This is a genomic window from Citrobacter sp. CK206 (assembly GCF_030333125.1).
In the GTDB taxonomy this organism is placed as follows: Bacteria; Pseudomonadota; Gammaproteobacteria; order Enterobacterales; family Enterobacteriaceae; genus Citrobacter_B; species Citrobacter_B koseri.
Window position 1 is genome coordinate 249,080 of sequence record NZ_JAOWGM010000028.1, and the last position, 11,301, is coordinate 260,380.

Below are 11,301 nucleotides of genomic sequence, written 5' to 3' on the forward strand. Positions count from 1 at the left end.
CGATCGACGCCAGCGCCATCGGGCATAAACAGCGTTACTGGATCGCGTTTACCGCAGTGGTCCAGGCCTGATTAAATGCCTGGTGCTGAGACGCCAGCGGCCCAATCAGCGTGTTGTACTGGCTGGCCTGCTGTGACGTTGGGAACTGAATGCCGTTCGCGACAAAGCTCACCTGCGTATCCTGCTGCGCCACAAAGTCGCCGACCTGCACCAGTTGCTGCGTGAAAATTTGCGCAGCCGGAATCAGCGGCTGTAACGCCTCCGAAGGCGCCGTCACCACTTTACTGTAAACCTGATCAAAGACCGGTTTCAGGTCGTCGGACTGTTTCAGCGCGCTGTGCGCGGCATCTGCCTGCAATTTCGCATTCTGCAACTGCTGGCCCAGCACGCCCAGAGAACCATTTGCCTGACGCAGCGGCTCGCGCTGAGTGACATAGTCCTGAGGAACGCGGATTGCATTGACGCTATCCACAACCGGACGCAGACCGGAATCCATCGCCTGATTCACCTGCTGCGAATAGCCATACAGAATCGCATAATCAGACACGAACGGACCAAATTGTTTTTTCTGATCGGCGGTCAACGTCGGCAGACGCTCCCCGCTACGCATCGCAGTATTCTGCAGGAAATCAATAAACGCTTTACGCTGATCACCTTCTTTATCAAAACACCCGCTCAGGCTAACTACCATTAATAACGCCATAACAGGCGCAAACCAGCGAGAGCAGGACTTACCTGTCGCCATTTTAATACTCCTTTCACCCAAAAATGCGCACAACGATGCCGCGTGCCTGACGCTGACAAGGATAGTCCAGGACAGCCTTGCAAGATACCCTTTCTGCGTAATCTTGCCGTGGAATATTATACGAAGAAATGGCCAGCTTTTTTACGTGATAAAATTTTTGTTATCTTTACAATTGCGCGCCGTCGATCCGATATGTCGGCCTTTTTCAGATCCTTAGCCAACGCGCGATCCTGACCGGAATGCGCTGAAACGAATCCACTTCTTTGCCGCTTCCAACCGGCTTCACGTTTCCCGACTATTCTTAATGAGCTTCGATGAAATTCACGATCCCGCTGTGTGATTTATAGGAGTTCTCAATGGAATACAAAGATCCTATGTTTGAACTGCTGAGCAGTCTGGAACAAATTGTTTTTAAAGATGTATCGCAGACGATTATCCTGACAAACAAGCCCAACCCTTTTACAGAGTTTGAACAGTTACGAAGAGGAACCGGGCTAAAAACAGATGATTTTGCCCGGGCGATGGGCGTAACCGTTGCCATGGTGCAGGAATGGGAATCCAGACGGGTAAAACCGTCGAGTACCGAGTTAAATCTGATGCGCCTGATCCAGGCCAACCCAGGTTTAAGTAAGCAGTTGATGAAATAGATTATTGCCTGATTTTTTCGTTTAACGGTCCTGTTAAGGGGCCGTTTCCCGACAGACTTACCCGAAAGAAGTAAAATAAAAGTTGCATCCACAGGCGTTACATGAGTTAATGCGTCCAACGGTTTGACGTACAGACCATTAAAGCAGTTTAGTAAGGCAGTCCCCTTCAAGAGTTATCCGTTGATACCCCTCGTAGTGCGCATTTCCTTAACGCTTAAAAAATCTGTAAAGCACGCCATATCGCCGAAAGGCACACTTATTTTTTAAAAGGTAATACACTATGTCCGGTAAAATGACTGGTATCGTAAAATGGTTCAACGCTGATAAAGGCTTCGGCTTCATCACTCCTGACGATGGCTCCAAAGACGTGTTCGTACACTTCTCTGCTATCCAGAACGACGGTTACAAATCCCTGGATGAAGGTCAGAAAGTTTCCTTCACCATCGAAAGCGGCGCTAAAGGCCCGGCAGCTGGTAACGTAACCAGCCTGTAATCTTAGCTTTATAAGCTCAGAATTGAAGATCCCTGCCAATCGGCGGGGATTTTTTTTACCTTTTTCCCCATAAAAAAACCTGCCAGATGGCAGGTTTTTTTTATTGCGACGAACTTACTGCAACAGGGAAATATCCGCTACTTGCAGGAACAGCTCGCGCAGTTTCGCCAGCATAGAGAGGCGGTTGATGCGCAGATCTTTGTCATCAACCATCACCATCACTTTTTCAAAGAACGTATCGACCGGTTCACGCAGCTCAGCCAGTTCGACTAGCGCTTCCTGGTAACGACCTTCAGCAAACACGGGTTCAAGTTTGTCACGCAGAACCACAACTTGCAGAGCCAAAGCAATTTCCTCTGGTTCCTTCAACGTTGCCGCATTGACACGATCGTTCAGCACTTCGTCGGACTTCGCCAGAATGTTGGACACACGTTTGTTCGCCGCCGCCAGCGCGGAGGCTTCTTCCAGCGTGCGGAAGTGCGACACGGCCTTCATACGGGCATCGAAATCCGCCGGACGGGTCGGACGACGCGCCAGAACCGCCTGAATGGTGTCCACGGTGTAACCTTCATCCTGATACCAGGCGCGGAAACGACCGAGCATAAAGTCGATAACGTCATCAACCACATTCGCGTTGGTCAGCTTGTCGCCGTACAGACGCGCCGCTTCTTCGGTCAGCGTTTGCAGATCCAGATTCAGGTTCTTCTCAACGATGATACGCAACACGCCCAGCGCGGCACGACGCAGCGCGAACGGGTCTTTATCGCCTTTCGGATGCTGACCGATACCGAAGATCCCCGCCAGCGTGTCCATCTTGTCGGCAATCGCCAGCGCGCAGGCAACCGGGTTAGACGGCAGGTCGTCACCGGCAAAGCGCGGCTGATACTGCTCGTTCAGCGCGACAGCCACATCTTCCGCTTCGCCGTCATGGCGCGCGTAGTGCATCCCCATGACGCCCTGCGTGTCGGTGAACTCAAAGACCATGTTGGTCATCAGGTCACATTTCGACAGCAGGCCCGCACGGGTCGCGTGGTTAACATCCGCGCCAATTTGTTCAGCAATCCAGCCCGCCAGCGCCTGAATACGGTCGGTCTTGTCGCGCAGCGTACCCAACTGTTGCTGGAACAGCACGGTTTGCAGACGCGGCAGGTTATCTTCCAGACGTTTTTTACGGTCGGTATTGAAGAAGAACTCGGCATCTGCCAGACGCGGACGCACCACCTTCTCGTTACCGGAGATGATTTGCTGCGGATCTTTAGATTCGATGTTCGCCACGAAGATAAAGTTCGGCAGCAGTTTGCCGTCTGCGGCGTAAACCGGGAAGTATTTCTGGTCGCCCTTCATGGTGTAAACCAGCGCTTCAGACGGCACCGCGAGGAATTTCTCTTCGAATTTCGCCGTCAGCACCACCGGCCATTCCACCAGCGAAGTGACCTCTTCCAGCAGGCTCTCGCTCAGGTCAGCGTTACCGCCAATCTGACGCGCCGCTTCTTCTGCATCGGCTTTGATTTTCGCTTTACGCGCTTCGTAATCAGCAACAACTTTACCGCGCTCCAGCAGGATTTGCGGATACTGGTCAGCAGTGTCGATGGTGATTTCCGGCTCGCCCATAAAACGATGGCCGCGAATGACGCGATCGGACTGGATACCCAGAATCGTTGCCGGAATGAGCTTGTCGCCCAGCAGCAGCGTTACGGTGTGTACCGGACGCACGAAGTGAACGTCAGACGCGCCCCAGCGCATCAGTTTCGGAATCGGCAGTTTCGCCAGAGAGGTGGCAATCATGTTCGGCAGCAGCACTTCTGCGCTTTCGCCTTTCACATGCGCGCGATACAGCAGCCATTCGCCTTTGTCAGTGGTCAGACGTTCAGCCTGGTCCACGGTGATACCGCAACCACGCGCCCAACCTTCTGCCGCTTTGCTCGGTTTGCCTTCCGCGTCAAACGCCTGGGCAATCGCCGGGCCGCGTTTTTCAACTTCGCGATCGGGTTGAGAAGCAGCAAGATTCGCCACTTTCAGCGCCAGACGGCGCGGTGCGGCGAACCACTCTACGTTGCCGTGTGCGAGGCCAGCGTTATCCAGCTCCGCAGTAACGTTCGCAGCAAAGGACTCCGCCAGGCTGCGCAGGGCTTTTGGTGGCAGCTCTTCAGTGCCGATTTCCACCAGAAAAGTTTTCTCAGACATGGCCGCCTCTTATTTGTCTTTGTTGCACATCGGGAAGCCAAGGGCTTCACGGGAAGCGTAGTAAGCTTCTGCCACTGCTTTGGTCAGGGTGCGAATGCGCAGGATGTAGCGCTGACGCTCGGTAACGGAGATGGCTTTACGCGCATCCAGCAGGTTAAAGCTATGGGCGGCTTTCAGAATACGCTCGTAAGCAGGCAGCGGCAGCGGGTTTTCCAGCGCCAGCAGTTGCTGTGCTTCTTTCTCATACTGTTCGAAACAGGTGAACAGGAAATCCACATCGGCGTATTCGAAGTTGTAGGTGGATTGCTCCACTTCATTCTGATGGAACACGTCGCCATAGGTGGTTTTACCCAGCGGGCCGTCGCTCCAGACCAGGTCGTAAACGCTGTCTACGCCCTGAATGTACATAGCCAGACGTTCCAGGCCGTAGGTGATCTCACCGGTAACCGGCTTACACTCCAGACCGCCAACCTGCTGGAAGTAGGTGAACTGAGTCACTTCCATGCCGTTCAGCCACACTTCCCAACCCAGCCCCCAGGCGCCCAGCGTCGGGTTTTCCCAGTTATCTTCCACGAAACGGATATCGTGGATAGTCGGGTCCATCCCCAGCTCTTTCAGAGAACCGAGATACAGCTCCTGGATGTTATCCGGCGATGGCTTAATCACCACCTGGAACTGATAGTAGTGCTGTAAACGGTTCGGGTTTTCGCCATAGCGACCATCGGTCGGACGACGAGAAGGCTGCACATAGGCAGCCGCCATCGGCTCTGGCCCCAGCGCGCGCAGACAGGTCATTGGGTGAGAAGTCCCCGCGCCGACTTCCATGTCCAATGGTTGAACAATGGTGCAGCCCTGGCGAGCCCAGTAATCCTGTAAGGTCAGGATCAAGCCCTGGAAGGTCCTGGTATCAAACTTTTGCATATTATTTCGTGCTGGATACGTGTGGATTTAAAGGAAGGGATCAGTATACCCGCTGACCGCAAGATATACAGTACGAAACGGGAAAAAGGGGGAACTTAGCGCATGGAAAGATGTAAAAACTGCCCTTCTGCGTCAAAAGAGCAAACAAAACTCTCTTTGCGGAAAGTATTGCCGCGCATCTCATAGCTACCCTGGTATTGCTCAAAACCGGTCACATCAATTTTCTGCGTGCCGGTGTTATAACGCCGCGCCGCCTGCGCTTTGCACAATGTTTCCATATCCAGTGAGCGTTCCGGGTTCACGTTGACCTTCTGCGCCTTCTGAACCGGCTGCGCTGTCGTCGCGCATCCCACCAGCAGGAGGGTTAACAGCGCCGGAAAAACAGACTTCATCATCATTTTTATTACCGCCTTATTTGCCGGTCGCTCTTATTATTATTAAGGTTAGGGTTTAGCCCAAAAGACAGGCGCATTTTGCGAATCTCGCTGGGCCATCACAAGCTTTAGCGTAAAAACTCAGAATATTCCAGTGAGATACCGCGCCAATAAACAAGTCAGACCCTATTTAAAACGGAAGCAGAGGAACTGATGCAACCCAAAATATACTGGATTGATAATTTGCGAGGGATCGCCTGTTTAATGGTCGTGATGATCCACGCCACCACCTGGTACGTCACCAATGCGCAAAGCATCAATCCGTTTAGCTGGGATTTTGCCAATGTCCTGAACTCCGCCTCACGCGTCAGCGTACCGCTGTTTTTTATGATCTCGGGCTATCTCTTTTTTGGCGAACGTAGCGCCCAGCCGCGACATTTCCTGCGCATTGCGCTTTGCCTGCTGTTCTATAGCGCCGTCGCGCTGGTATATATCACCCTTTTTACGTCGATTAACGCAGAGCTATCGCTGAAAAACCTGCTGCAAAAACCGGTGTTCTACCACCTGTGGTTTTTCTTTGCGATCGCGGTGATCTACCTGGTATCGCCGTTAATACAGGTTAAAAACATCAGCGGCAAAATGCTGCTGGTGCTGATGATCGTCATTGGCGTTGTCGCCAACCCCAATACCGTGTCGCAAAAAATCGGCGGATTTGAGTGGCTCCCCGTTAACCTGTATATCACTGGCGACACGTTTTACTACATCCTCTATGGCATGCTGGGCCGGGCGATTGGCATGATGGAGACACAAAAACGTTCGCTGACCTGGATAAGCGCCGCGCTTTTCATTACGGCGGTATTGATTATTTCGCGCGGAACGTTACATGAACTCAACTGGCGCGGAAATTTTGCCGATACCTGGTACGTCTATTGCGGCCCGATGGTGTTTATTTGCGCCGCGTCGCTGCTCACGCTGGTCAAAAATACCCTGAATACGCGCACGGTTCCCGGGCTGGCGCTGATTTCCCGCCACTCACTCGGTATTTACGGGTTTCACGCGCTGATAATCCATGCGCTACGGACGAATGGCGTGGAGTTTAAACGCTGGCCGCCGCTGGATATCGTATGGATTTTTACCCTCACCCTGGCCGGAAGTTTGCTGCTGTCGATATTGCTACAGAAGGCTGATACGCGCAGGCTGGTCAGTTGACCGGCCCTTATTCGTCATCAGAATACGTGGCGTACATATCCGTACCCAACAGACTCACGCCCAGCCCCAGAAGGCACATCACTTTGACGGCGACCGGTAAATCAATATTCCATAGACCGACAAAAAGCATACCTGCGGCGAGAAGTAACAGATATTTGCACCGGGTGAGCAGACGCTCATTTCCCGTCGGCTCCTGGCGTATTAACAGGGGAAAACCACTCATCACCATTATCGCAAAAAAATAGCCCTTATCGCTCAACGAGTGGCAAGCAGGCCACAGCCCTGTCAGATAGACCAGCGCACCGCCCGCCAGCATGATTAAACCGACCAGACGCTTCCTGCGCGCAACCTTATCGTCCATATCACTCTCCTTATGCTTTGCCGATTCACATTAAGACAAGAAATAAGAATGGAAAAGACGATAACCGGACAATAACGTGAAAATCAGAAAACACACATATTGATTTCGATATATATCGAGGCAATCAATAGGAAATAAGAATTCCTTCCGGCCACTGCCGGAAGGAATAGCGGATTAAGACATGAGCGGTAATAACTGCTGGTAAATGCGGCGGAACGTTTCGCGACGTTCAAGGTAACGCGCATGGCGTTCAGCATCAGGGAAATGCGCCTGCTCCAGCGGAAGCTGCGGTAATAAATCAGATAATGGTTGCTCTTTATTCATCGCAATTTGCGCCAGACGCGCGGCGCCCAATGCCGGGCCTACATCGCCGCCGGTACGGTAATCAAGCTGTAGCCCGCTGATGTCCGCCAGCATTTGTCGCCAGTATTCACTGCGCGCCCCGCCGCCGATCAGCGTCACGCTGCCGGGTTTCACGCCACAGGCATGCACAACATCCATGCCATCCGCCAACGCATAACCGACGCCTTCCAGCACCGCCCGCGCCAGCTCTGCGGGGCCATGCTGATGCGTAAGGCCAAAGAATACGCCCTTCGCCTGCGGATTATTATGCGGCGTGCGTTCGCCGGAAAGATAAGGCAGGAACCAGACGGCATCCGCGTTATCATCCGCCTGGCGTGCCGCGTCAATCAGCGCGGGAACAGACGCCTGACCGGTCAATTTTGCCGCCCAGTCCAGGCAGGATGCCGCGCTCAGCATGACGGACATCAAATGCCAGCGTTCGGGCAATGCGTGGCAAAAACTGTGCACCGCACTTTCTGGTTTACTGAGAAAACCGTCGCTCACCGCAAAATAGACGCCTGATGTTCCCAGCGACAGCATGGCCTGACCCGCATTGATCATCCCCACGCCCACCGCGCCCGCCGCGTTATCTCCACCCCCTGCAACAACAGGCACCGCAGGCATCCCCCAGGAGTGCGCCACCTCAGGCAGCACCGTACCGGTGATGTCGCTGCCTTCGTACAGAGCAGGCATGTGCTCACGGGTTAGCTGACAAGCGTTGAGCATGATGACGCTCCAGTCACGCGCTGCGACATCCAGCCACATCGTTCCCGCCGCGTCCGACATATCGCTGGCAAAATCCCCCGTCATACGCAGACGCAGGTAATCTTTAGGTAGCAGCACCTTTGCAACCTGGCGGAAAATATCCGGCTCATGGCGCTGAACCCACAGCAGTTTTGGCGCGGTAAAGCCGGGCATCATCAGATTGCCGGTAATGGCGCGAGACTGCGGAACCTGCTGCTCAAGCAGCGCGCACTCTTCACCACAGCGTCCGTCATTCCATAAAATCGCCGGGCGTAGCACCTTCTGGTGTTTATCAAGCAACGTGGCGCCGTGCATCTGCCCGGCAATCCCCAGCGCCTTTACATCACGCAATGAATGCTCTCGCCCCAGCGCTTTTACGGCGCAATCCGTCGCCAGCCACCACTGTTCGGGATCCTGCTCCGACCATAATGGATGCGGGCGAGAGACGGACAGTTTCTCCGTCTGCGAGGCCAGCACGTCTCCCTGCTCATTCAGCAGGATGGCTTTCACACCGGACGTGCCCAGATCTATCCCGATATACATCGTGACCACTCCTTTATCGATGCGCCGCGTTGGCTAAACGCGGCGCAATGGCGATTACTTGTCGAACAGATAATGATTCACCAGATTTTCCAGCAGTTCCTGATGACCGCTTTGATGCACCGGCGCCAGATTACGCTGTTCAGCATAGTGCGCGACGTCGCTCAGGGATAACTGGCCTTTCAAAATTTGCTGGCCCAGTTCGCTATTCCAGCCGGAATAACGTTTCGCCACGCGTTTATCCAGTTCGCCATCTTCAATCATGCGCGCTGCCACTTTTAATGACAGCGCCATCGTGTCCATCGCGCCAATATGACCATAGAACAGATCGTATTTGTCGGTGCTCTGGCGACGAACCTTCGCGTCAAAGTTCAGGCCGCCGGTCGTGAAACCGCCCGCTTTCAGGATTTCATACATCACCAGCGCGTTCTCTTCGACGCTTACCGGGAACTGGTCGGTATCCCAGCCCAGCTGCGCATCGCCACGGTTGGCATCCACAGAACCAAAAATGCCCAGCGCAATGGCGGACGCAATCTCATGATGGAAAGAGTGGCCCGCCAGCGTAGCGTGGTTGGCTTCAATGTTCACCTTGATCTCTTTTTCCAGGCCGAACTGCTTGAGGAAGCCGTAAACCGTTGCCACATCGTAGTCATACTGGTGTTTTGTCGGCTCCTGCGGTTTTGGCTCGATCAGCAGCGTGCCCTGGAAACCTGTTTTATGTTTATGTTCCACCACCATCTGCATAAAGCGGCCAATCTGCTCGCGCTCCTGGCGCAGATCGGTATTCAGCAGGGTTTCATACCCTTCACGGCCCCCCCACAGAACGTAGTTTTCGCCGCCCAGTTTGTGCGTGGCGTTCATCGCGTTCACCACCTGCGTCGCCGCCCAACTGAAGACTTCCGGGTCCGGGTTCGTCGCCGCACCGGCGCCGTAACGCGGGTTGGTAAAGCAGTTCGCGGTGCCCCATAACAGCTTCACGCCGCTCTGTTCTTGCTTCGACTCCAGCACATCGACCATCTGCGCAAAGTTGTTTTTATACTCTTTCAGCGAGGCACCTTCCGGCGAAACATCCACATCGTGGAAGCAGTAGTAAGGCACGTTCAGCTTATGGAAAAATTCAAACGCCACATCCGCCTTGCGCTTCGCCAGCTCCAGCGCATCGCCGGGCTGTTGCCACGGACGGTTGAACGCGCCTACGCCAAACATATCCGCGCCGTTCCAGCAGAAGGTATGCCAGTAGCAGGCCGCAAAACGCAGATGCTCTTCCATGCGTTTACCCAGTACGATTTCATCTGGATTATAATGGCGGAAAGCTAACGGATTAGTGGTTTTAGGGCCTTCATAACGAACACGATCGAGTTGGTCAAAATAAGCCTGCATAATGAACTCCATAATCAGGTAATACGGCGAGGGATGGGTAATGGCGTAATATTGGTTACTCGATTCACATTGCTCAATTATGTTATTTCACTCTGCTATTTAGATAATTCGTAAGTGTGCGCTGCCTCGCAAAATAAAAGTAACCGTCTGCAAAAAATGGTTATTCATCAACAACGAAATGTAACGGGCGTAATGCGTCATTAAAAGTACGATCTCGGTCATAATTCCCGAAATAAACCAAAAATCGTAACTGCAAGATAAAAATCTATAATTGCCTTCCGCGTATTAACTGCTAAAAATCTGCTACGTCTCACGCTGTGATTGTTACTTTTACCGCTGTTCCCTCTAACAAAAGGCATCACGATTATGAAGATAAAAAACATCTTACTCACCGTCTGCACTTCACTCCTGCTCGCCAGCATAACGGGACATGCCAAAGAAGTTAAAATTGGTATGGCTATCGATGACTTACGTCTGGAACGCTGGCAAAAAGATCGCGATATTTTCGTGAGCAAGGCCGAGTCCCTCGGCGCAAAAGTATTTGTACAATCTGCCAATGGTAATGAAGAAACCCAAATGTCGCAGATTGAAAACATGATCAACCGTGGCGTTGATGTTCTGGTCATTATTCCTTATAACGGGCAAGTATTAAGCAATGTCGTAAAAGAAGCGAAACAAGAAGGAATAAAAGTATTAGCGTACGACCGCATGATAAATGATGCCGACATCGATTTTTATATTTCTTTTGATAACGAAAAAGTCGGCGAATTACAGGCTCAGGCGTTGGTCGATAAAGTGCCTGAAGGGAATTATTTCCTGATGGGCGGCTCGCCAGTAGATAATAATGCAAAATTGTTCCGCGCCGGACAAATGAAAGTATTAAAACCTTATATCGACTCAGGAAAAATTAACGTCGTCGGCGATCAATGGGTGGACGGATGGTTGCCTGAAAATGCGCTGAAAATTATGGAAAATGCGCTGACCGCAAACAATAACAAAATTGACGCGGTTGTCGCTTCCAATGACGCGACCGCAGGCGGTGCGATTCAGGCGCTCAGCGCTCAGGGATTATCAGGAAAAGTCGCTATTTCAGGTCAGGATGCCGACCTTGCGGGCATTAAACGTATTGTCGCAGGCACGCAGACCATGACGGTTTATAAACCCATCACGCTACTGGCGAATACCGCCGCCGAGATCGCCGTCGAGCTGGGTAACGGGCAACAACCTAAGGCCGACGCCACGCTGAATAACGGTCTGAAAGATGTCCCTTCCCGCCTGCTTACTCCAATTGATGTTAATAAAACCAATATTGACGAAACCGTGATTAAAGACGGGTTCCACAAAAAGAGTGATCTGTAAAC

11 protein-coding genes are annotated in these 11,301 nt (G+C 52.6%); 4 read left to right on the plus strand and 7 right to left on the minus strand.

Annotated elements, in window-relative coordinates; genetic code table 11:
- Positions 1–34: 34 nt before the first annotated feature.
- Positions 35–745, minus strand: a complete 711-nt coding sequence (locus OGX81_RS13710; protein ID WP_024131051.1) for a DUF3053 domain-containing protein — start codon at positions 743–745, stop codon at positions 35–37.
- Positions 746–1,101: 356 nt separating this feature from the next.
- Between OGX81_RS13710 and OGX81_RS13715 the strand changes: the two genes are divergently transcribed.
- Both OGX81_RS13715 and cspE read left to right on the plus strand, forming a co-directional pair.
- Entirely contained in the window at positions 1,102–1,392 is a 291-nt protein-coding gene (locus tag OGX81_RS13715; protein ID WP_058668263.1) for an HTH-type transcriptional regulator, read from the plus strand.
- 280 nt (positions 1,393–1,672) lie between these two features.
- Positions 1,673–1,885, plus strand: a complete 213-nt coding sequence (gene cspE, locus OGX81_RS13720; RefSeq protein WP_000014594.1) for a transcription antiterminator/RNA stability regulator CspE — start codon at positions 1,673–1,675, stop codon at positions 1,883–1,885.
- A gap of 114 nt (positions 1,886–1,999) precedes the next feature.
- Here cspE and glyS read toward each other — a convergent pair whose 3' ends face one another.
- The 3 genes from glyS to OGX81_RS13735 all read right to left on the minus strand — a co-directional run bounded on the left by glyS (position 2,000) and on the right by OGX81_RS13735 (position 5,388).
- A complete protein-coding gene (glyS, locus tag OGX81_RS13725) occupies positions 2,000–4,069 on the minus strand; it encodes a glycine--tRNA ligase subunit beta (RefSeq protein WP_047460355.1) in 2,070 nt (689 codons plus the stop codon).
- 9 nt (positions 4,070–4,078) lie between these two features.
- On the minus strand, positions 4,079–4,990 hold the full coding sequence (gene glyQ / locus OGX81_RS13730) for a glycine--tRNA ligase subunit alpha (protein WP_001168544.1): 912 nt from the start codon (positions 4,988–4,990) through the stop codon (positions 4,079–4,081).
- Positions 4,991–5,085: 95 nt separating this feature from the next.
- Positions 5,086–5,388 carry a YsaB family lipoprotein gene (locus OGX81_RS13735; RefSeq protein ID WP_104868043.1) on the minus strand — a complete coding sequence of 101 codons (303 nt, stop codon included), beginning with the start codon at positions 5,386–5,388 and terminating at the stop codon, positions 5,086–5,088.
- A 189-nt stretch (positions 5,389–5,577) separates the two neighbouring features.
- Here OGX81_RS13735 and OGX81_RS13740 point away from each other — a divergent pair, with 189 nt between their 5' ends.
- On the plus strand, positions 5,578–6,573 hold the full coding sequence (locus OGX81_RS13740; protein WP_012135699.1) for an acyltransferase: 996 nt from the start codon (positions 5,578–5,580) through the stop codon (positions 6,571–6,573).
- A gap of 7 nt (positions 6,574–6,580) precedes the next feature.
- Here OGX81_RS13740 and OGX81_RS13745 read toward each other — a convergent pair whose 3' ends face one another.
- The 3 genes from OGX81_RS13745 to xylA all read right to left on the minus strand — a co-directional run bounded on the left by OGX81_RS13745 (position 6,581) and on the right by xylA (position 9,940).
- The gene (locus OGX81_RS13745) at positions 6,581–6,934 is read right to left on the minus strand and encodes a YiaA/YiaB family inner membrane protein (protein WP_012135700.1); all 354 of its coding nucleotides are present in this window, start codon (positions 6,932–6,934) and stop codon (positions 6,581–6,583) included.
- A gap of 174 nt (positions 6,935–7,108) precedes the next feature.
- The gene (gene xylB, locus OGX81_RS13750) at positions 7,109–8,563 is read right to left on the minus strand and encodes a xylulokinase (RefSeq protein ID WP_104868042.1); all 1,455 of its coding nucleotides are present in this window, start codon (positions 8,561–8,563) and stop codon (positions 7,109–7,111) included.
- 54 nt (positions 8,564–8,617) lie between these two features.
- Positions 8,618–9,940, minus strand: a complete 1,323-nt coding sequence (xylA, locus tag OGX81_RS13755) for a xylose isomerase (protein ID WP_104868041.1) — start codon at positions 9,938–9,940, stop codon at positions 8,618–8,620.
- Between the two features lie 366 nt (positions 9,941–10,306).
- Between xylA and xylF the strand changes: the two genes are divergently transcribed.
- The gene (gene xylF / locus OGX81_RS13760) at positions 10,307–11,299 is read left to right on the plus strand and encodes a D-xylose ABC transporter substrate-binding protein (protein WP_047460342.1); all 993 of its coding nucleotides are present in this window, start codon (positions 10,307–10,309) and stop codon (positions 11,297–11,299) included.
- Positions 11,300–11,301: the final 2 nt, after the last annotated feature.

What these genes read in the sequence shown, in the direction of transcription:
- OGX81_RS13710 (WP_024131051.1), bottom strand. Translation starts at nt 745, where the DNA reads ATGGCGACAGGTAAGTCCTGCTCTCGCTGGTTTGCGCCTGTTATGGCG.
- xylB (WP_104868042.1), bottom strand. Translation starts at nt 8,563, where the DNA reads ATGTATATCGGGATAGATCTGGGCACGTCCGGTGTGAAAGCCATCCTG.
- OGX81_RS13735 (WP_104868043.1), bottom strand. Translation starts at nt 5,388, where the DNA reads ATGATGATGAAGTCTGTTTTTCCGGCGCTGTTAACCCTCCTGCTGGTG.
- glyQ (WP_001168544.1), bottom strand. Translation starts at nt 4,990, where the DNA reads ATGCAAAAGTTTGATACCAGGACCTTCCAGGGCTTGATCCTGACCTTA.
- glyS (WP_047460355.1), bottom strand. Translation starts at nt 4,069, where the DNA reads ATGTCTGAGAAAACTTTTCTGGTGGAAATCGGCACTGAAGAGCTGCCA.
- OGX81_RS13715 (WP_058668263.1), top strand. Translation starts at nt 1,102, where the DNA reads ATGGAATACAAAGATCCTATGTTTGAACTGCTGAGCAGTCTGGAACAA.
- cspE (WP_000014594.1), top strand. Translation starts at nt 1,673, where the DNA reads ATGTCCGGTAAAATGACTGGTATCGTAAAATGGTTCAACGCTGATAAA.
- xylA (WP_104868041.1), bottom strand. Translation starts at nt 9,940, where the DNA reads ATGCAGGCTTATTTTGACCAACTCGATCGTGTTCGTTATGAAGGCCCT.
- xylF (WP_047460342.1), top strand. Translation starts at nt 10,307, where the DNA reads ATGAAGATAAAAAACATCTTACTCACCGTCTGCACTTCACTCCTGCTC.
- OGX81_RS13740 (WP_012135699.1), top strand. Translation starts at nt 5,578, where the DNA reads ATGCAACCCAAAATATACTGGATTGATAATTTGCGAGGGATCGCCTGT.
- OGX81_RS13745 (WP_012135700.1), bottom strand. Translation starts at nt 6,934, where the DNA reads ATGGACGATAAGGTTGCGCGCAGGAAGCGTCTGGTCGGTTTAATCATG.